Below are 20,373 nucleotides of genomic sequence, written 5' to 3'. Positions count from 1 at the left end.
ATCTGGATCGAGAGGAAGGTGCCGCCGTGGGTGACCTGCGCAAGCCGTTCCTGCTGCTGGCCATGCTCGCCATCGTCCTGGCGATCGGGGTGGAGCTGGGTGCCGGGCTGCTGCTCGGCGGCGCCGACGCCGGTGCGGCCCTCGCGGACAGCGCCGGCGCGTTGGACGTGGAGATCGACGACGTGTCCGGGGTCAGCGAACCGTCCGGCCGGGGCACCGGCTACCTGGCGTTGATCGACGCGGTGGCGGCCTGGAGCACCGGGCTGTTCTGCCTGGGCCTGCTGCTGCCCGAGCGCGTCCAGGGCCGGGTGCAGGGCGTCGCCAGCCTGATCTTCTCGATCATCCTGATCATCGTCGGGCTGGTCGCGCTGGTCGTCGCGTTCGTGGAGCTGTCCATCATGGTGTCGCTGTTCCTGGCCGTCCCGTTCGGCACCCTGGCGTACCTGGCGCTGTGGGGGTTCTTCCCGGTCGGCGAGGCGGCGGTGCTGCTCGGGCTGGTGCTGCTGCTCAAGCTGGTGTGGGCCGCGATGCTGGTGCTGGCCCAGCCGCGCTTCCTGCAGAACAAGGGCCTCGTCCTGCTGATCCTCACCACCCTGCTGTGCACTGTCGTGCTGGAGTTCCTGCACAACCTGGTGCCGGTGATCCTGGTCAGCATCGTCGACGACGTGGCGGCGCTGGTCTTCGCGATCATCGCGATCATCTGGGGGCTGGTGCTGTTGATCGGCTCCATCCCGGCGATCGTCAAGGCCATCCGGGTGACCGCCGCCCTTCCGGCCCGTTGACGTTTGCGGTATCGGCAGCGCGCGGATGGATTGTCTGTGACCCTGACGGCGTGGACGAGACGCCGGAGCGCGAGGCCGTGGAGCTGCGGGTGCACGGCATTTCCGGAGTCACCGCCGAACGGATCCTCGACCACCCGATCGTGGTCCGGGTCGCCGGCGACACGCACGCGGGCTTCTTCCGGCCCCGGCCGGGGAGCGGCACCGCCGGCGGGGCCACCGACGGAGTCGCCGTCGAGGCGTACCGCTGGGGTTCGCTGACCGCCGGCGCGGCGGTCCGGACGGCCTCGATGTTGCTGCTGCTGCCCTTCATGCTGAGCAACCTGGCGATCTGGCTCCGACCCCCGGGGAACGACAGGTGGGGGCTGCTCGGCGTGCTGTGCCGGTTGCTCGCCGCCACCCTCACGGCCACGTTCGTGCTGGCGGCGGTGGGCGTCACGCTGGACCTGGTCGGCTGGCAGTGTGTGCCGTACCCCGGGTGCCGGGCCAGCCGCCCCTACCTGGCCTGGCTGCACGCCCTCCCGACCGGGCCCCGACTGGCGCTGCTGTCGATCGTTCCCCTGCTGGCGCTGCGGGTCGTCTGGGCCATCGGCACCCGGTCGGCGCGGGCCTTCGAGGGGTTCGGCCCTTCGTCGACGCGACCCCTGCCCATCGAGAGGGCCGAGAGCCTCGCCTACGCCGACTTCTGGCAGGACGAGCAGACCACCGGTTGGCTGCGACAGCTCCACGTGGTGCTCGGCATCGGGACGCTGAACGTCGCCCTGCTCGCCGGCATCACACCGGGCGGCGCGGGCGCGCCCGGTCACGACGTGCTGTTCGGGATCGCCGCCGGGCTGCTCATTGTCGCGGTGATCCTCCTCGCCCTGCCCGTGCCGGCCAGGGCCCGACGGCTCCTGCGCCCCCTCTGGGCGGCCACCGTGGTGGTGACCGTGTGCTGCCTCGGCGCGGCCACGCGCGCGGACCCGGCACCTGTCGGGTTGGGCAAGCTGCCCGGGTACGAGGGCGCCGCCGCCGGGGTGGTCGCCGCGCAGGGCGTCCTGCTCGTCGTGCTCACCGTCGTCACGTACACCCGGCAGCGTGCCGCCCGCGACGGCGAGCGCCCCGTCCTGCGCGGGCTCGGCACCCCGATCATGGCGGCGGCGGCGGTGAGCGTCGGCGCCGCCTTCACCGCGACCCTGGTCTACCGCGTCGCGGACGCCCTCGACCACGGCAACATCCCCGACCCGATCCGGCCCAACCCGCCGGTCGTCGGCCCGCTGGAGCCGCCGGTGGCCTACTGGTGGGCTGCGCTCGCCGGGCTCGCCGCGCTGCTGATCGGCGCGGCGGTCACCTCGGCCACCCTCCTGCTGAGCCGACGGCGGCGGCGGAGGCTGGCGGCGCGGATCACCGAGCGGGACTACCCCGACGTGCCGGCGCAGGACACGCACCGGCTGCGCCTGGTCCGGGAGACCATCGCCCGGTCCCGGATCACCGAGGAGTTCGGCCCGGTCCTGGTCGCGTTCCTGCTGATCGCGTCGCTCGGGCTGGCCACCGTCGCCTTCGACCTGATCGGTATCGGTCCCACCCAGCTCGCGGACCGCCTGGGCGGGCACGGTGGCGCGGCCGCAGTTTTCACCGCCTACGTCACCGACGCCGGGGTCTGGGTCATCAGCCTGCTGGTGATCAGCCTCCTGATCCTCGGATTCCGCGCGTACCGGTCGGCCCAGACCCGCCGGGTGGTGGCGGTGCTGTGGGACCTCGGCACGTTCTGGCCCCGCACGGTCCACCCGTTCGCGCCGCCCTGCTACGCCGCCCGCGCCGTGCCGGAGCTGGCGAGACGGATCACGGGTTTCGCCGCGCGGGGACCTGTGGTCATCTCCGGGCACAGCCACGGCTCGGTGCTCGCCGCGGCCACCATCCTGCAACTACCGCCGTCCGTGCTAGCGCGGGTCTCGCTGTTGACCTACGGCTCACCGCTGCAACGCACCTACGCGCGGCTCTACCCGGCGTACCTCGGGCCACGGACGCTGCGCGACCTGGGCGGGCGCATCGGGTGGCGGTGGCGCAACCTGTGGCGCGACACCGACCCGATCGGCGGGCCGATCTTCCCGGCGGGCCCGGGCGGCGCGCCGCCCGGCGTCGACATCGACACTCGACTGCGTGATCCCCGCAGCCTGACCATCGACCCGACGGACACCGTGCCGCCGCCGATCGAGGGACACTGGCCGTACCACACCCAGGCCCAGTACCAGCTTGCCGTCCGTGAGCTGACCGACCGGTCCGGCTGACCGCCGGGCCCGCGCGGGGGTTCACGGCACCGCCACGACCAGGGCCCGGACCCGGTCCCGGTCGAGGGTCCCGTCGGCCACCCACACCCGGTACCGGCCGTGCCGGCTCCCACCGGCCGGCACCACCGCCGGACGGTCGAACGCGAACGCCACACAGACCCCCGGATACATCCCGGTCCGCACGAACCATCTGTCGCCTCGGCCCAGACCGGCAAAGACCAGGGTGTACGCCCCGCCACCCGACCGGACGCCGGTCAGCGCGAGCCACGGCGCCGCACTGCCGTTGACCGTCTCCTCCCCGGCCGTGTCGGCGGTGGACACCGCCGGTTCGCCGTCGGCGGCGGCCCGCCAGAAGAACCCGCCGTAACCGGCCCCGCCCGGGCGGCCGTTGGTGGCCGGGCTACCCAGCTGGATCTCCCGGTCGTCCGGGGCGACGAGAACGGACTCCACATCGAGCCGCCAGGCGTCCGGCGCGACCACCGACGCGGCGAGCCACCTCCGCTCGGTCAGCAGCACCCCGCCGGCCCGGTCGCGCCACTGGAGGTCGTGCACGTACCGGCCCGGGGACCGCTCGACCTCGCCTGTGTGCGCGATGACGCCGTGGTCGTCACGCCAGGTGTAGCCGACGTCGCGAACATAGGTGCGCCCACCCCAGAGGTTGCTGCCGTTGACGTCCTGCACCGCGAGGGACGCGCCGAGGTGCCACACGTGGTCGGCGGGGAGCGCGTCGGTGACGATCGTTCCGCCGAGCGTGCGTACCGGGTGCAGGTACGGTCGGGGCCCGTGCCGCACGTCCAACGCCGGGTCGAGCACGTACTCGGCCACCTCCGTGGCACCGACCGTCAACCGCACCGGCTCCGCGCTCACGGCAGCTCCCGGTGGCCGACGACGCTGGCCGGGACCGGCCGGCGGCCGGTGACGGCGTGCAGGGCGGCCACTGTGTAGCCGGCGAGGATCGGCACCGCGACCGGGGTGACCAGGACGGCGAGCAGCCCGGCCAGCGCCACGACCCCGGTCGGCGCGGCCCAGCGGGTGGGCGCGTCGAGGCAGGCGCGGGCGGCGGACCGGGCCGAGGCCCGCCACCGCCCGCCCCCGTTGCCGCCCACCTCGACGACGACCAGCCCGGCATACCCGGCCAGAGAGGCCGCGATCAGCGCCGTCACCAGCAGCGCCGCCGGGCCGCCCGGCACCCGGCCGGTGGCCAGCGCCGCCAGGTCGGCGGCGAGCAGCGCGGCGGCGACGAGCGCGAGCAGGCTGACCGGCGCACCGGGCAGCACCGAGCGGCCGAACCGGCGCACCGTCGTGCGCGCCGACGGCCAACTGCCGGTGCGCGTCCAGTCGTGCACCGCCGCGCTGGCCGTGCCTGCCGCCGCGGCGGCGGTGAGCAGGGGCACCGCCGCGAGGGTCAGCAGGATGCCGAGAAGCGCGAGGTCGGCGGCGTCGCGGGCGACGTCGCGCCAGTCCCGCCGCCCGCCGGCGTCCGGAGGTTCGGCCCCTGATGGCGGTTCAGCCCTTGATGCCACTGGTGTTGATCCCCTCGACGAGCATCCGCTGGAACGCGACGAAGAACAGGAAGACCGGCAGCAGCGACAGCACCGACATGGCGAACATCGGACCGACCGCGCTCTGGCTCGTCGAGTCGATGAACAGGGTCAGCGCGACCGGGACTGTGTAGTCCTCCAGTTGGGACAGGAAGACCAACTGGCGGAAGAAGTCGTTCCAGGTCCAGATGAACGAGAAGATCGCCGTGGTGACCAGCGCCGGACGGCTCAGCGGCAGGATGATGTGCCGGAAGATGCCGAACGGGCCGGCGCCGTCGATGCGGGCCGCCTCGTCCAGCTCGCGCGGGACGCCGCGCATGAACTGGACCATGAGGAAGACGAAGAACGCCTCGGTGGCCAGGAACTGCGGGATGAGCAGCGGCAGGTAGGGCCATTCGCCGCCGACCAGCCCGAGTGTGCGGAACAGGATGTACTGCGGAACGATCAGCACGTGCTGGGGCAGCAGCAGCGTGCCGATCATGACGGCGAACCACATGCCGCGCAGCCGGAACCGCAACCGGGCGAAGGCGTACGCGGCCAGCAGGCAGGAGAGCCCGTTACCGACGACGGTGAGCAGGCTGACCATCGTGCTGTTGAGGAAGAACCGGCCGAAGCTGACGTCGAAGTTGGACCACCCGGCGGTGTAGTTGCCCGGGCTGAACCGCTCCGGCAGCAGCCCGACGTTGTTGACGATCTCCTCCTGGGACTTCAGCGAGGTGCCCACCATCCAGATCAGCGGGTAGAGCACCACGGCGACGATCGCCACCAGGATCAGCAGTCGCAACACGGGCCGCCCGCCGGGTCGTCGGCGCGGGTTCGGCGGCGCTGTGGTCGGCGCGTCGGTTGTCGGGGTCACCGTCACCATCACCGGTCCTCCCCGTCGGAGTAGTGCACCCAGAACCGTCCGGTGCTGAAGAAGATCGCGGTGATGACCGCGATGGCGAGCAGGAACACCCAGGCCATCGCCGAGGCATAGCCCATGTTGAGCTCGGTGAAGCCGGTGATGTAGAGGTTCAGCGTGTACATCAGGGTGGAGTCGACCGGGCCGCCGGTGCCGTTGCTGAGCACGAACGCGGCGGTGAAGCCCTGGAAGCCGTTGATGGTCTCCAGCACCAGGTTGAAGAAGATGACCGGGGACAGCATCGGCAGGGTGACGTTGCGGAACTGGCGGAACCGGCCGGCCCCGTCGACCGACGCGGCCTCGTACAGCTCGGTGGGCACCTGCTTGAGCCCGGCCAGGAAGATCACCATCGGCGCGCCGAACTGCCAGATGGCCAGCACCATGAGGGTTTCGAGGGCCCAGTCGGGGTCGTTGACCCACGGTTTGCCGGTGATGCCGAAGAGGCTCAGCAGCGAGTTGAACGCGCCGTCGCGGTTGAACATGTTGACCCAGACGATGGCCAGCGCGACGCTGCCGCCGAGCAGGGACGGCAGGTAGAACAGCCCGCGGAACAGCCCGACACCGCGCCAGGCGCGGTTGAGCAGCAGCGCCACGCCGAGCGCCGCGGCCAGCTTCAGCGGTACGGCGATCACCGCGAAGGTCACTGTCACCCGCACCGCGTGCCAGTACGACGGGTCGGCGGTGAACATCCGTTCGTAGTTGGCCAGCCCCACCCACTCCACCTCGGAGAAGGGGGTGAGGATGTCGTAGTTGGTGAAGCTCAGGTAGAGCGACAGCAACATGGGGATTGCCGTGACGCCCATCAGGCCGATGAGCCACGGCGACAGGAAGACGTACCCCGCCAGACCTTCGCTGTGCCGGAGGCGTCCGGGCCCACGCCTGTCGGCGTGGGTCCGGGCGGCTCCGGGGCCGCGTCGGGTCGGGTCGGGCGCCGTGGTCAACGCCACGAACAGCTCCTCTCTTCGACACAGACCTTGACGGCGTCAGGCGATGGCGGACTTGCACGCCTCGACGAACTGGGCGGCGGCCTCGGCGGGGGTGGCCCGGCCGTACTGCGCGTTCTCGGCGGCCTTGATCAGCTCGGACTTCACCTTGCTGTGCCCCTTGATCGGCACCTGGGGCGACTCGCCGAACTTCTGGGTCAGCTCCGCCTCGACGGCGATGGACTGCTTCATGGCCGGGTCGGTGGTGTCGTCGCTGACCACCCGGCGCAGGTCCAGGTTGGACGGCAGGCCGCGGTCGGTGCCGAGCAGCTTGACCGCCTCCAGGTCGTTGTTCAGGAAATTGATCACGTCGATCGCGACGTCCTTGTTCTTGCTGCCCTTGAACACCGACCAGTACATCGAGGCCCGGGCCCACTGCGCGCTGGGGTCACCGGGGTAGGCGATCACGCCCAGCTCGTCCTTGGTGTTCTTCTTCAGGTCCGGCATCTGGTTGGCCCAGACCCACGAGGTCGCCGACTTGCCGGTGACCACCAGCTGCTTGGTGACGTCGCTGGAGTTGCCCTCGTGGATGACGTCCGCGGTCGGGGTGGCCTTGCGGTCCCGGGCGCCCTTCCACAGGTCGAACCACTTCGTCACGTCCTCGGCGGTGAAGCCCAACTCCTTGCCCTTGTAGAGGTCCTTGCCCTGTTGGCGCAGCCAGACCCAGAGCGCCTTGTAGTCGGCGCTCGGGTCCTGGGTGCCGGGCACCTTGGTCTTGGCGGTGACCTGCTCGGCCCAGGCGATGTGCTGCTCCCAGCTCATCCCGGTGGTCGGCTCGGGCAGGTTGTGCTTGGTCAGCAGCGTCTTGTTGTAGACCAGACCCTGGGTGTTCTCCCCGGCGGCCAGGCCTGCGAGCTTGCCGTCGACGACGCCGTACTGCCAGAGGCTCTTGGGGAACTTGGAGGTGTCCAGCTTTCCGGACTCCTGGTAGGAGGTCAGGTCGAGCGTGGTGTTGCGGGCCGCGTACTCGGCGAGGTAGTTGTCGTCGATCTGGAACAGGTCCGGCGGGTTGCCGCCGGCGGTGAGCGTCGCCAGCTTGTCGAAGTAACCCTGGTTGGCCTGCCAGGTCGTTTCGAAGGTCACGTTCGGGTGCTTCTTGGTGTAGAGGGCCAGCGCGTCCTCGGTCAGCTTGGCCCGGGCGTCGCCGCCCCACCAGAAGATGGAGAGCTTGACCGGCGCGTTCGGATCGGCGGCTCCGCCGTCGTCTCCGCAGGCGGCGGCACCGAACATCAGCGGTGCGGCGACCGTCACGGCGAGCAGGCCACGGAGCAGGTGCCGCCGAGGCAGCGGGGTACGGTGGGCGCGCCCGACGGGCGCGTCAGTGGTGGGGGGCGTTGCGGGGTGCATGTGCGCTCACTCCTCGGCATTAGGAGGCGACGGCGTCACCGGTGGCCGCAGTCGGGATGCCCGGGCCCGCAGGGCAATGCGGGCCCGGGCCACGCGGTGCGGCCAGGGGACGTGCCGGTCGGGCGTACGGGCCCGGGCCGGTCGAGTCGCGGATGACCAGGTCGGTCTGGAGCATTACCTGTGCTGTGGTACGACGGACGCCGAGCGCCGTGCCGGCACCGGACCCCCGCGCGTTGCGCGGTGACTCGATGTCCTGTTGCAGCAGCATGTCGACGGCCGTCCGGCCGGCGGCCCCGGTGGGTGTGGCCACCGTCGTCAGTTTGGGTCGGGTCAGCCGGCTCAGGGTGATGTCGTCGACTCCGACGACGCTCACCTCCTGCGGCACCCGGACCCCGAGCGCGTCCAGCCCCTCGATCAGGCCGATCGCCATCAGGTCGTTGTAGGCGAGCACTGCCGACACGCCGCTGCGTCGCACCTGCTCGGCGACGGCGGAGCCGCCGACCTCGGTGGGGGCGTTGGGGCCGAGCACTGTCAGCTCCGCGCCGCCGGCTCGGGCAGCCGCGCCGGCGGCACGGCGCATCTCCCGGTTGGTCCACGAGCTGCGCGGGCCGCCGAGCAGCGCGATGCTGCGGTGCCCCAGGCCGACCAGGTGCTCGATCGCCGAGCGGGCGCCCTGCCCGACGTCCATCAGCACGCAGGGCAGGCCGGTCACCTGGCGGTTCACCACCACCAGCGGCACCTCGCGGCTGAGCTGCTCGATCAGGCTGTTGCTCATCCGAGGGCTGCACAACAGCACCCCGTCCACCTGCTTGGCCAGCGCGTGGACCAGTTCTTCCTCGGCGGTCGGGTCCTCGTTGGTGTCGGCCACGAAGACGTGGTAGTCGCGGTGCCGGGCCTGACTTTCCGCCGCCTTGATCAGCGGCGGGAAGAACGGGTTCGCGATGTCCGCGATGATCAGCCCGATGTTGTGCGTCCGCCCGGTGATCAGGGCTCGGGCGGCGCGGTTCGGCCGGTACCCCAGATCCTCCGCGCACGCCAGCACCCGGACCCGGGTCTCCGGGTTGACCAGGTGCGGTGCGGAGAAGGTGCGGGACACGGTGGAGATGTGCACACCGGACGCCCGGGCGACGTCCCGGATGGTGACTGGCACGGCGGCCCCTTCGTCCGATGTGGTGGCGGTCACGTGGGTGTGGCCCATTAATGCAAACGGTTGCGCCAGTGTCAACGGTCAATGGTTACGGCTTCGTTGCACCCACACTCCCCTTGGTGATCTGTGGCCCCCCAAACACTGACATATGACGCCGATTCCGGTGCCGTCGTTGACGCGATCGGATCGATCGTGATTACTTCATTGCAAACCTTTGCAGCCCCCGGGAGGCGACCGCATGTCACCTAGAGCCGCCGGACGGGTCCGGTACGCCGTCGTGGGCACCGGCGCGCGGGCGGAGATGTTCGTCCGGGCGCTGGTGCTCGACCACGCCGACACCACCGAGTTGGTCGCCTTCGCCGACATCAACCAGGCCCGGATGAACGCGCACAACCGCTGGCTGGGCGAGCTGGGGCATCGCCCGGTGCCGACGTACCCGGCCGACGACTTCAAGGCCATGCTGGACAAAGAGCGTGTCGACGTCGTCCTGGTCACCAGCGTGGACGTCACCCACGACGAGTACGTGGTGGCCGCGCTGCGCGCCGGCCGCGAGGTCGTCACCGAGAAGCCGATGACAGTGGACGCGGCCCGCTGCCGGCGGATCCTCGACACGGTGACCGAGACCGGCGGCAGGGTCACCGTCGCCTTCAACTACCGCTACAACCCGCTGCACGAACAGGTTCGCCGGCTGCTCGCCGAGGGCGCGGTCGGCGAGATCGGCTCGGTGCACTTCGAGTGGCTGCTCGACGTCCGCCACGGCGCCGACTACTTCCGCCGCTGGCACCGCGACAAGGCCAGCTCCGGTGGGCTGATGGTGCACAAGGCCAGCCACCACTTCGACCTGGTCAACTGGTGGCTGGCCGCCACACCCGTCGAGGTGTACGCGGCCGGCCGACTCTTCTTCTACGGCGAGGACGGTCGCCGGCACGGCTACGCCCGCGACTACGACCGGGCGCACGGCTCCCCTGCCGCCGCCGACGACCCGTTCGCGCTGCGGCTGGACGCGCACCCTCGGCTGCGGGAGTTGTACCTCGACGCCGAGGCCGAGGACGGCTACCAGCGCGACCGCAACGTCTTCGCGCCCGGGGTGAGCATCGAGGACGACATGGCGGTGCTGGCCCGCTACTCCACAGGCGCCACGATGACCTACCACCTCACCGCGTACGCGCCCTGGGAGGGCTACCGGGTGATGGTCAACGGCAGCCGGGGCCGACTGGAGCTGGACGTGGCCGAGAACGACTTCGTCGACCGGGGCACCGCCGGCGCGGTCAAGGGCGCCGCCCTGCACGGCGCCGAGGCGCCGATCGAGGGCGGAGGTGCGACGCTGACAGTGCGCCCGTTCTGGGCCCCGCCCCGGCAGATCCCGGTGGAGGGCCGCAGTCGGCACGGGCACGGCGGCGCGGACGCCCGGATGACAGGGGTGCTCCTCGGCGGTCAACCCGACCCGCTGGGCCGCGCCGCGACCGCCGACGACGGCGCGTTGGCCCTGCTCACCGGCCTGGCCGCCAACCGGTCCTTCGAGACCGGTCAACCTGTGCGCGTCGCCGACCTGCTCACCCCCCGCTGACACCGGAGACGAGGAGCCCCACCCCGTGCCCACGTTCAACCACACCGACCTGCTCCTGCCACCCGAACCGGGCCAACGCGCGCTGGCCCGGGAGCTGTACGCCCTGGCGGCGGAGCAACCCATCATCTCTCCGCACGGGCACGTCGACCCGGCCCTGCTCGCCGAGGACCGCCCCTTCCCGGACCCGGCGCAGCTGCTCATCGTGCCCGACCACTACCTGACCCGGATGCTGCTCAGTCAGGGCGTACCCCCGGGGGATCTGGGGGTGCCCACCCGCGACGGCAGCCCGGTGGAGACCGACGGCCGGGTGATCTGGCGACGCTTCGCCGCGCACTGGCACCTGTTCCGGGGCACCCCGTCGCGACTCTGGCTGGAACAGACCTTCCGCACCGTGTTCGGGGTGCACACCCCGCTCGGCCCGAGCACCGCCGACGCCCTCTACGACGAGATCGCGGCCCGGCTCGCCGAGCCGGACTTCCGACCCCGGGCGCTGTTCGAGCGGTTCGGCATCGAGGTCCTGGCGACCACCGAGTCGCCGCTGGACGACCTCGCCCAGCACGCCAAGCTCGCCGCCGACGGGTGGGGCGGGCCGGGCGGCCGGGTGGTCACCACGTTCCGCCCGGACGACGTGGTGGACATGGAGTTCGAGGGCTGGTCGACGAACGTGGACCGTCTCGGCGACCGGGCCGGCGAGGACACCGGCACGTACACCGGCTACCTGGCCGCGCTGCGGGCCCGACGCGCCGCGTTCATCGCCGCCGGCGCGACCTCCTCCGACCACGGCCACCCCACCGCGCGCACCCTGGACCTGACCCCGGCCGAGGCCGAGCGGCTCTACGACAGGGGTCGGCGCGGCGAGGCCGACGCCGCCGACGCGGAGGCGTTCCGGGCGCACATGCTCGTGGAGTTCGCCCGGATGTCGCTCGACGACGGCCTGGTCATGCAGCTGCACCCCGGCGCGGTGCGCAACCACAACCGGTGGTTGCACGCCCGGCACGGTCGCGACGTCGGCGGCGACATCCCGCAGGCCACCGAGTACGTGCACGCGCTCGCCCCGCTGCTGGAGCGCTACGGCAACGACCCCCGGCTGCGGGTGGTGCTCTACACCCTCGACGAGGACACCTTCACCCGCGAGCTGGCGCCCCTCGCGGGCGGGTACGCCGCGCTGCTGCTCGGCGCGCCCTGGTGGTTCCTGGACTCCCCGGAGGTGCTGCGCCGGTTCCGGGAGACGGTCACCGAGACCGCCGGCTTCTACAACACCACCGGGTTCGTCGACGACACCAGGGCGTTCTGCTCCATCCCGGTACGCCACGACGTGGCCCGGCGGGTGGACGCCGGCTTCCTGGCCCGGCTGGTCGCCGAGCACCGGCTGCCGATGGACGAGGCGGCCGAGACCATCGTCGACCTGGCGTACCGGCTGCCCAAGCGGGTCTTCAACTTCGGAGGCAACAACCAGTGACGGTCACCATCACCTCGGTAGAGGTGCACGACGTGCGGTTCCCGACCGCCGCCCGGGGCGACGGCTCCGACGCGATCAACCGGGGTGACTACTCGGCGACGTACGTGGAGCTGGGCACCGACGCCGGCCCGACCGGCGCCGGGTTCACCTTCACCAACGGCCGGGGCAACGAGATCACCTGCGCGGCGGTGCGCGCCCTGGCGCACCACGTGCGGGGGCGCACCATCGAGGAGATCACGGCCGAGCCGGTGGCGTTCTGGCGCTCGCTCAGCGCCGACGTGCAGCTGCGCTGGCTGGGCCCGGAGAAGGGCGTCATCCACATGGCGACCGGCGCGCTGGTCAACGCGGTGTGGGACCTGCGGGCCACACTGGCCGGCAAGCCGATGTGGCGCTTCCTCGCCGAGCTGCCCACTGACGACCTGGTGGCCAGCGTCGACTTCAAGCACATCACCGACGCCCTCAGCCCGGACGAGGCGGCGGCCATCCTCGAGAAAGGGCGCGACGGGCTGGCGGACCGGTTGGCCACCCTCGAACGTGACGGTTTCCCGTCGTACACCACCTCGGTCGGGTGGCTCGGCTACCCCGACGACAAGGTGCGGGCGCTGACCCGGCAGGCGTACGCCGACGGCTGGCGGGCGATGAAGATGAAGGTCGGCGGCCCGCTCGCGGACGACCTGCGGCGGGCCCGGATCATCCGGGAGGAGATCGGCCCGGACGCGTTGTTGATGATGGACGCCAACCAGGTCTGGGACGTCGACGAGGCGATCACCGCGATGGCGGCGCTGGCCGAGGTGGACCCGTACTGGATCGAGGAGCCCACCCACGCCGACGACATCCTCGGCCACGCCCGGATCGCCCGCGCGGTGACCGAGTTGACCGCCGGCCGCTGCCGGGTCGCCACCGGTGAGGTGGCCGCCAACCGGGTGATCTTCAAGCAGTTGCTCCAGGCCGAGGCGATCGGCGTCATGCAGATCGACGCCTGCCGGGTCGGTGGCGTCAACGAGGTCCTGGCGGAGCTGCTGTTGGCGGCGAAGTTCGGCGTACCGGTCTGCCCGCACGCCGGCGGCGTGGGCCTCTGCGAGTATGTCCAGCACCTGGCGATCTTCGACTACCTGCGGGTGGGCACCGGGTTGGACGGTCGAATGATCGAGTACGTCGACCACCTGCACGAACACTTCGTCGATCCGGTGCGGACCCGCGGTGGCCGCTACCTGCTGCCGGAGCGTCCCGGTTACAGCGCCACCATGAAGCCCGCCTCGATCGCCGAGTTCCGCTTCCCGGACGGTCCGGCATGGCGGTGACCGTCGGGGCCTCCCGGCTCGGCCTGGGCATGCTGCGCCGGCTGCCCGCCGAGGTCCGCCCGCTGATCCGGCCGGGCACCGTGCCGACCGGCGTCGTACACCTGGGGTTGGGCGCGTTCCACCGGGCCCACCAGGCCGTCTACACCGAGGCGGCGGTCGGCGCGGCCGGCGGTGACTGGGGCATCGTGGCCGTCGCCCCGCGCAGCTCTGCCGTGGTCGAGGCGATCGCCGCGCAGGACAATCTCTTCAGCGTCAGCGCGCTCTCCGCCGCCGGCAGTGCCACCCGGGTGGTGGGCGCACTGAGCGGAGTACGGCACGCGCCCAGCGACCCGGACGCCGTGGTGGCGCTGCTCGCCGACCCGGCGGTCCGGGTGGTGACCCTGACCGTCACCGAGAAGGCGTACCAACTCGACCCGGTGACCGGCCAGCTGTCCCCGGACTCGGCGCTCGCCGCGGACCTGGCCGGCGGCGGACCGCCGACCACGGTGCCGGGGCTGCTGCTGCGCGGGTTGGCCGCCCGGGCCGCCGCGGACGCCGGGCCGGTGGCCCTGGTGAGCTGCGACAACCTGCCGGCCAACGGTCGGCGGCTGCACGGCATGCTCGACCAGGCGGTCGGCCGCGCCGGCGGTGTGCCCGCCGGGCTGGTCGAGTGGGTGGCCGCCAACGTCACCTGCCCGGGCACCATGGTGGACCGGATCGTGCCGGCCAGCACCCCGGAGACGATCGAGGCGGCCCGCCGCGCGCTCGGCGTGACCGACCTGGCGGCGGTGGCCGCCGAGCCGTACGCGCAGTGGGTGATCGAGGACGACTTCCCCGGTGGACGACCGGGCTGGGAGTTCGCCGGCGCGGTGCTCACCGACGACGCCGGCCCGTGGGAGCGGTTGAAGTTGCGCGCTCTCAACGGCGTGCACTCGGCCATCGCGTACCTCGGGGCGTTGGCCGGTCGGGAGACGATCGCCGACGCGCTGGAGATCCCGCACCTGCGCGACGTGCTGCGCCGGCTGATCGCCGAGGACGTCGCGTCCAGCTTCACCCCGCCGGACGGGGTGCTGGTGGTCGACTACGGCGAGCAGGCCCTCGCCCGGTTCGGTAACCCGGCGATTCACCACCGCACCCTCCAGGTGGCCATCGACGGCTCCCAGAAGCTGCCGCAGCGCGTCCTGCACACCATCGCCGACCTGCGCGCGGCCGGGCGGTCCGCGCGCTGGGGCGCGCTGGTCGTGGCGTCCTGGTTACGCTTCGTGCTGGGGTACGCCGACGACGGCCGGCCGTTGCCGTTCCAGGACCCACTGGCCGGGCCGATCCGGGCCGCGCTGGATGCCGGAGCGCAGAGCCCGACGGGCGCTGTCGACGCGGTCTTCGCTCTGCGCGAGGTCATCCCGGTGGAGGTGGCCGAGGACGACGAGGTCCGCGCCGACGTGATCGCCTGGCTGACCGCGTTGGAACGGCACGGCGTCGAGGCCACCCTGGCCGGTGCCCGGTGACCGGGTCGACAGTGGCCGGGCGGCGGTGAACGGGGCCGCACCGCCTACCCGGGTGGCGGTGATCGGGGCGAACGGGCACGGCCGCTGGCACCGGCGGGTGATCGCGCCCCTGCACGCCGCCGGTCGGCTGCGGTTGGTCGCCCTGGTCGACGTACGGCCGGTGGAGGACGACCCGGCCGCTCCGGTGCCGCCCGGGGCGGCGGTGTTCACCGACCACCGGGCGATGCTCGCCGCCACCCGGCCGGAGGTGGTGGTGATCTGCACGCCGCCGCACACCCACCTGGCGATCGCCCGCGACGCCCTGGCCACCGGCGCGGACCTGCTGCTGGAGAAGCCGCCGGTGCTGTCGCTGGCCGAACACGAGGAGTTGACCTGGGCGCTCACCGCCGCCGGCCGGGTGGCCCAGGTCGGCTTCCAGGCGCTCGGCTCGGCGGCCCTCACCGCGCTGACCGACGCGCTGGCCGCCGGACGACTGGGCACTGTCACCGGCATCTCCACAATCGCCGCCTGGCAACGGCCGGACGCCTACTACGCCCGCTCCCCCTGGGCCGGTCGACGGAGTCTGGACGGCCGGCCGGTGTTGGACGGCGCGCTCGCCAACCCGTTCGCGCACGCGGTGATGCAGTGCCTGGCGATCGCCGAGGCGCTCGCGGGGGCGACGCCCTTGCCGGTCGCGATCGAGGTGGAACGCTACCGGGTCCGGCCGATCGAGGTGGAGGACACCGCCGTGCTGCGGGTCCTGTTCCGCGTCGGGCCGCCGGTGCTGGTGGCGGCGACCCTGGCCGCCGAGGAGTTCGTGGCGGGCGAGGTGGTGGTGACAGGTACGACGGGGCAGGCGGTGCTGGAGTACCCGACCGACCGGTTGCGCCTGCCCGGGGACGTGGTGACACGCCGGGTGCCGGGGCGGCGGGGGTTGCTGGAGAATCTGCTCGCCCACCGGGTCGACCCGGTGGGCGTACCGCTGATCGCGCCGCTGGCCCGTACCACCCCGTTCACCGCGCTGCTGGACGCGTTACAACCCGCGCCGGAGCCCCGGCTGCTCGACGGCGAGTTGGTGAGCACCCTCGGCGAGGGCGGGGAGCGGGTCCGCCACCTGCGGGGCGTCGTCGACGTGTTGCGCCGGGCGGCGGAGCGGGGGGCGCTGCCGAGCGAGCTGGGGGTGCCGTGGGCGTCCGCCGCGTACCGCGCCGAGCTGACCGGATAGCCCGGCACTCATCCCGACGGCCGGCCTGGACAGAACACGCACAGTCGGGTCGGGTCGGCGACGTACGGGCTCATCGATGTGGTGAAGATCGGCTATAAGTGACGCATGGACTTCCCGCCGCACCTGGGCAGCATGCCGATGCACGCGATCACCGAGATTCACGGCGAACCGGGCCTGCTGGAACGTTTCCGGCTGGAGGTCCAGCAGTTCGACGACGCCGCCCGGGCGCGGTTGACCGCCGCGCTCGACCTCGCCGCCGAGCTGCACCGCGACGATCGACGCGTCCGCGAGCCGTACCTCAACCACCTGCTGCGGGTGGCGATCCGGTTGATGCACCACTACCAGGTGCGGGACGTGGACGTCATCGTCGCCGGTCTGCTGCACGACGCCGTCGAGGACCACCCGGTCGAGCTGGCCGACGGCAACCCGGGCACCGACCCGACCGGGGCCGCGCTGGCCGCGCTCGCGGCGCGGTTCGGGCCGCGGGTGGCCACCCTGGTCGCCGCGGTCACCAATCCGGTGTACGACCCCGAGCGGGACCGCAACGCGCAGTACCGGGAGCACCTGGCGGTCAGCCTGGACCGGGAGCCCTGGGCTCGGGTGATCAAGGTGTCGGACTTCACCGACAACGGGGTGGGCGTGATCCACACCGTCGGGCCGAAGGTGATCTCGTCGGCCCGGAAGTACCGGCCGCTGGTGCCGCTGTTCCGGGACCTGATCGGCCGGCCGGACACCCCGTTGTCGCCCGCGGTGAAGCGGCACATCTTCGGCCAGCTCGACCTCGCCGAGGAGCGGTTCAGCGCCATCCTGGACCAGCCCGCCCCGAGTTGACAGGTACCGGATCACCCGACCGGGTTCCGTGACAAGTTCTCAGATCCGTCCAGAAGCCTCGGGCATTACGGTTGGTTTGCGCCGGATGAGAGGAAAATTCCCTCTCGGTTCATCTTTCGGGCGTGTCACCAATCGAGAGGATTCGGACCATGCGCGACCTTTCCCGTCGTGATCTGCTCAGGGCGACGGCCGTCGGCGCCGGAGCGGTCGCTATCCCGAGCATGATCGCCGGCAGCTCGGCCATCGCGGCCGACGGTCCCGGGTGGCCTTCCGACACGAAGTTCCCGCCGGCACAGCTGACCGGCCGGATCGTCCGGCCGCAGAGCCCCAACTACCCGGAGGCCAGCCTCGGCTGGGACGAGCTGTTCGTGCACTATCCGCTGGTCATCGTCTTCGCCCAGGAGACCCAGGACGTGGTCAACGCGCTCACCTGGGCGCGGCAGCACAACGTCGCGCTGCGGGTCCGCAGTGGTCGGCACAACCTGGAAGGCTGGTCGAACGTCGACAACGGCATCGTGATCGACGTCAGCGAGTTGAAGGACGTCCACATCGACACCGCCGCTCGCGTGGCGAAGGTCGGCGCGGGGCTCACCCAGTCGGAGGCAGTGACCGCCCTCGGGGAGCACGACCTCGCGGCGACGACGGGCACGGAGGGGACCGTGGGCCTCTCCGGCGCGACCCTCGGCGGCGGCTTCGGCTTCCTCACCCGCTACATCGGGATGGCCTGCGACAACCTGATCGGCGCCGAGATCGTCGTCGCGGCGGGCGCTGACGGGGCGAAGGTGCTCGAGGTGGACCCGTGGAACTACCCGGACCTGCTCTGGGCGCTGCGTGGAGCGGGCAACGGCAACTTCGGGATCGTCACCTCGCTGACCTACAAGGTCGCCCCGCTCACCAGCGTCGCCTACCTGCAGGTGACCTGGCCCGGTCTCGGCGACCTGCACGAGGTCTTCGACGCCTGGCAGCGTGTCGGACCGTTCACCGACCCCCGCCTCGGCACCCAGGTCGAGGTCCACCCGGACGAGATCCTGCTGTTCGCGGTGCTCGCGGAGGGATCGGAGGCAGAGGCCAGGAAGCTGCTGGCACCGATCCTGTCGATCGGCAACCCCACGGTCACCGTGCAGATTGGCAACTGGGGCGACGTCTACGCCGACTTCCAGATCCCCAACGAGGACGAGCCGGCGAAATGGAAGTTCTTCTCCCAGTTCACCCGCGAGCCGTTCCCGGAGAAGGCGGTCAGCATCGTCCGTGAGTTCATGGAGAAGTCGCCCTCGCCCGACAGCAACTTCTTCACCCAGGCGTTCGGCAGGGGGGCGCAACGACAGGAGCCGTTCGGTGGCGCGGCCTTCCCGCACCGCGACGCGCTCTTCTACTCCGAGCCCGGCGTCGGTTGGGGCACCCGCGGCGAACCCGACAGTGACGACGCCGTCACCCCGATCGCCCAGACCTGGATCGCCGAGTTCAGCCAGGCCCTGCGGCCCTACGTGGACGGCGCCTACGTCAACGTGCCGAACATCGGCATGGCCGAGTGGGAGAGGGCCTACTGGGGGCACAACTTCCCCCGGCTGCGCAAGATCAAGGCGAAGTACGACCCGCACAACGTCTTCCAGTACGAGCAGAGCATCCCGCCCGCGACGCACTGACCCGGATGACCAGCGGCGCGGGGTGGCACCGCCCGCGCCGCCGGGCACCGCCGCCGACGGCGGGCTCGAATTGGCGGTCAGGACGGCGCGGCCTCGTCGAGGACGACACGCAACGGGTGCGGGGCGCTGGTGGCCAGGTCGCCGAGCACGGCGAGCAGCAGACCGTACTGATCGGTCGGCTCGTCGGTGAGCAGTTGGCCGGCGTCGGTGATCAGCACTGTGAGCGGACCGGCGTCGAGCCGGTCCCGGAGCACGTCGGAGAGGGCGTCCCAGGTGTCCCCCAGGTACGCCGGCAGGGCCAGTACGGCAGCGAGCGCGGCGAACAAACGGGCCCTGGTCCGCGTCGTCGCTCCGGCCAGCACCACCGCGCCGGGCACGTCGAGGCCGCCGTCGTGGCAGACGATCAGCCAGTCGGGCACCCGACCCGCGTGCTCGTCGACCATCACGTACCTCCTGATCGGTCAGAGCCGGTAGAAGTCGGTGTAGTGGTTGGGCGAGAACCAGGTGACCCCGGTGCTGCGGTTCACCACGATCCGGTACGCGTCCCGGGCGGCGCCCTGGGTGCGCGGGTAGACGTCGTACTCGTAGTAGGTGGCGTTGGTGGGCAGTTGACCCTCGTAGTTGTAGAACCGGCCGCCAGCGAAGTTGGACTTCCCGCCGCTCCAGGAGTACCAGCCTCGGCTGGTCGGGAACCCCTTGGCGGACCAGCCCGAACGGGCGGTGCGGGCGTCCGCGCAGCGGCTCATGGTGCAGGAGCTGTAGACCGCCGCCGAGGCCGGGTCGGTCAACCGAGGGGAGACCACGGACGGGCCGACCAACGCGGCGGCGACCATGGCGAGGAGCAGGGCGAGGGTGGTGGTACGCCGGCGGATCGCGCCGAGCGTGGCCAGCGGGGACACGAGGGTGGACACAGGCTGCCTCCAGACCATCCGGTCTATCGATCCGCGTGATTGTCGGACCGGACCCAGTCTCGCCGCTGCCGGTCGACGGCAACACCCCTCGGCACCCGAACTGCTCCACAATGCTCGGTTAACCCCGAATGATCCTCAGTCCGGTTGGTGTCGATATGCCGTCTGCTCGGTGACGGCGTGGCGGCAGGCAAATCGGTCACCTGTTGTTAGCGTGAAACGCGGATCCGTGACCGTGGAGGGGTGCCATGACGGACGCCCCCGACGGGAGGCCGAGGCCCGGGGACCAGTGGCGACACCGGGGCGTACGCGCGTTGACCATCGCCCGCGACGCCGGTGTGCGCGGCTGGCGGTGGTGGGCGCGAAGCTGGGATCGGCTGGTCGCCGCGCTCCAGGACGAGGCGCCCGTCGGCTCCGCTGCCGCGCCGTCGCCGTCCGGTCCACTCGTCGAACAACGCGACGCACCCCGGCTCATCGCGGTCCCCGCACGCGGGTACGTGTACTCGTTCTACATCCGCGCCACGTTCGCCTGGTCGTCACCGGCGAGCCTGCGGTCCGAGGTGCTGAGCTGGTACGTGCAGTACTTCCAACCGAACGCGATCCAGCGGCTGACCCGTCTCGCCGCCGACGCCGCCCGGGACCTGCACCCACACCGGGCCGGTGACCTGGAGGTGGCGTTGCAGCGGGCGCTCGCCGAGGATCCCCTGTGGCACTACCAACGGGGCGACATCACGCTCACCTGCCGCCCCGACGCCGCCGTACGACTCGACGAACGGATCATGCCCGCGCTCCAGCCGCACGTCGACCGCCTGGTCAAGCTGGAATACCAGTTCGACGAACAGATCCGAAAGGCCGGGTACGCCGAGGAGCTGAGCCGCCAGTGGGCGACGATCCTGGATGGTCACGCGGACGACCGCGACCTGACCGACGCCCGCGACCACATGCTCACCGCCCAAAGGGAAGCCGCACGATGGATCGCCGAACTCCTCCACCAACACCCCACCCCTGCCC

Annotated in this window: 18 protein-coding genes; 10 read left to right on the top strand and 8 right to left on the bottom strand. The window is 71.7% G+C overall.

Annotated features, from left to right (window positions below; translation table 11 throughout):
- Positions 1 to 26: 26 nt before the first annotated feature.
- Positions 27 to 782 (top strand): hypothetical protein, encoded by a 756-nt coding sequence (locus tag KBX71_RS22040; protein ID WP_210819843.1) that lies wholly within the window; start codon positions 27 to 29, stop codon positions 780 to 782.
- 50 nt (positions 783 to 832) lie between these two features.
- The gene (locus tag KBX71_RS22035) at positions 833 to 3,046 is read left to right on the top strand and encodes a hypothetical protein (protein WP_210819842.1); all 2,214 of its coding nucleotides are present in this window, start codon (positions 833 to 835) and stop codon (positions 3,044 to 3,046) included.
- Positions 3,047 to 3,067: 21 nt separating this feature from the next.
- On the opposite strand, the gene KBX71_RS22030 is transcribed toward KBX71_RS22035, so the two are convergent.
- The 6 genes from KBX71_RS22030 to KBX71_RS22005 are packed head-to-tail and all read right to left on the bottom strand — an operon-like array spanning position 3,068 to position 8,968.
- The gene (locus KBX71_RS22030; RefSeq protein WP_210819841.1) at positions 3,068 to 3,913 is read right to left on the bottom strand and encodes a PmoA family protein; all 846 of its coding nucleotides are present in this window, start codon (positions 3,911 to 3,913) and stop codon (positions 3,068 to 3,070) included.
- On the bottom strand, positions 3,910 to 4,569 hold the full coding sequence (locus tag KBX71_RS22025) for a hypothetical protein (RefSeq protein WP_210819840.1): 660 nt from the start codon (positions 4,567 to 4,569) through the stop codon (positions 3,910 to 3,912). Before KBX71_RS22025 ends, KBX71_RS22030 begins: the two co-directional genes overlap by 4 nt.
- Positions 4,553 to 5,452 carry a carbohydrate ABC transporter permease gene (locus KBX71_RS22020; protein WP_247683907.1) on the bottom strand — a complete coding sequence of 300 codons (900 nt, stop codon included), beginning with the start codon at positions 5,450 to 5,452 and terminating at the stop codon, positions 4,553 to 4,555. The genes KBX71_RS22025 and KBX71_RS22020 overlap by 17 nt, the downstream gene beginning before the upstream one ends.
- Positions 5,452 to 6,435, bottom strand: a complete 984-nt coding sequence (locus tag KBX71_RS22015; RefSeq protein ID WP_210819839.1) for a carbohydrate ABC transporter permease — start codon at positions 6,433 to 6,435, stop codon at positions 5,452 to 5,454. Before KBX71_RS22015 ends, KBX71_RS22020 begins: the two co-directional genes overlap by 1 nt.
- Positions 6,436 to 6,471: 36 nt before the next feature.
- Positions 6,472 to 7,818: an ABC transporter substrate-binding protein gene (locus tag KBX71_RS22010; RefSeq protein ID WP_210819838.1), complete on the bottom strand. Its 1,347-nt coding sequence runs from the start codon at positions 7,816 to 7,818 to the stop codon at positions 6,472 to 6,474.
- A 19-nt stretch (positions 7,819 to 7,837) separates the two neighbouring features.
- Complete coding sequence (locus KBX71_RS22005; RefSeq protein WP_124822892.1) at positions 7,838 to 8,968, bottom strand: LacI family DNA-binding transcriptional regulator; 1,131 nt, start codon at positions 8,966 to 8,968, stop codon at positions 7,838 to 7,840.
- A 235-nt stretch (positions 8,969 to 9,203) separates the two neighbouring features.
- Here KBX71_RS22005 and KBX71_RS22000 point away from each other — a divergent pair, with 235 nt between their 5' ends.
- The 7 genes from KBX71_RS22000 to KBX71_RS21970 all read left to right on the top strand — a co-directional run bounded on the left by KBX71_RS22000 (position 9,204) and on the right by KBX71_RS21970 (position 18,454).
- Positions 9,204 to 10,532, top strand: coding sequence for a Gfo/Idh/MocA family protein (locus KBX71_RS22000; RefSeq protein ID WP_210819837.1), 1,329 nt, complete (start codon positions 9,204 to 9,206; stop codon positions 10,530 to 10,532).
- 25 nt (positions 10,533 to 10,557) lie between these two features.
- Positions 10,558 to 11,991 (top strand): glucuronate isomerase, encoded by a 1,434-nt coding sequence (gene uxaC / locus KBX71_RS21995; RefSeq protein ID WP_210819836.1) that lies wholly within the window; start codon positions 10,558 to 10,560, stop codon positions 11,989 to 11,991.
- On the top strand, positions 11,988 to 13,292 hold the full coding sequence (locus tag KBX71_RS21990) for an enolase C-terminal domain-like protein (RefSeq protein ID WP_210819835.1): 1,305 nt from the start codon (positions 11,988 to 11,990) through the stop codon (positions 13,290 to 13,292). Before uxaC ends, KBX71_RS21990 begins: the two co-directional genes overlap by 4 nt.
- On the top strand, positions 13,283 to 14,776 hold the full coding sequence (locus KBX71_RS21985) for a mannitol dehydrogenase family protein (RefSeq protein WP_210819834.1): 1,494 nt from the start codon (positions 13,283 to 13,285) through the stop codon (positions 14,774 to 14,776). The genes KBX71_RS21990 and KBX71_RS21985 overlap by 10 nt, the downstream gene beginning before the upstream one ends.
- Positions 14,766 to 15,980: a Gfo/Idh/MocA family oxidoreductase gene (locus KBX71_RS21980; protein ID WP_307847233.1), complete on the top strand. Its 1,215-nt coding sequence runs from the start codon at positions 14,766 to 14,768 to the stop codon at positions 15,978 to 15,980. The genes KBX71_RS21985 and KBX71_RS21980 overlap by 11 nt, the downstream gene beginning before the upstream one ends.
- 105 nt (positions 15,981 to 16,085) lie before the next feature.
- Positions 16,086 to 16,811 carry an HD domain-containing protein gene (locus KBX71_RS21975; protein WP_196926509.1) on the top strand — a complete coding sequence of 242 codons (726 nt, stop codon included), beginning with the start codon at positions 16,086 to 16,088 and terminating at the stop codon, positions 16,809 to 16,811.
- A 149-nt stretch (positions 16,812 to 16,960) separates the two neighbouring features.
- On the top strand, positions 16,961 to 18,454 hold the full coding sequence (locus tag KBX71_RS21970; protein ID WP_210819833.1) for an FAD-binding oxidoreductase: 1,494 nt from the start codon (positions 16,961 to 16,963) through the stop codon (positions 18,452 to 18,454).
- A gap of 77 nt (positions 18,455 to 18,531) precedes the next feature.
- On the opposite strand, the gene KBX71_RS21965 is transcribed toward KBX71_RS21970, so the two are convergent.
- Both KBX71_RS21965 and KBX71_RS21960 read right to left on the bottom strand, forming a co-directional pair.
- Positions 18,532 to 18,897 carry a barstar family protein gene (locus KBX71_RS21965; protein ID WP_210819832.1) on the bottom strand — a complete coding sequence of 122 codons (366 nt, stop codon included), beginning with the start codon at positions 18,895 to 18,897 and terminating at the stop codon, positions 18,532 to 18,534.
- Between the two features lie 18 nt (positions 18,898 to 18,915).
- Complete coding sequence (locus KBX71_RS21960) at positions 18,916 to 19,365, bottom strand: ribonuclease domain-containing protein (RefSeq protein ID WP_307847232.1); 450 nt, start codon at positions 19,363 to 19,365, stop codon at positions 18,916 to 18,918.
- Positions 19,366 to 19,610: 245 nt separating this feature from the next.
- Between KBX71_RS21960 and KBX71_RS21955 the strand changes: the two genes are divergently transcribed.
- Positions 19,611 to 20,373 (top strand): hypothetical protein (locus KBX71_RS21955; protein ID WP_210819831.1); only part of this gene is annotated, 763 nt, incomplete at its 3' end.

Source organism: Micromonospora sp. D93 (assembly GCF_018070365.1).
GTDB classification, from domain to species: Bacteria; Actinomycetota; Actinomycetes; order Mycobacteriales; family Micromonosporaceae; genus Micromonospora; species Micromonospora ureilytica.
This window is presented reverse-complemented; position numbering and strand designations above follow the sequence as displayed.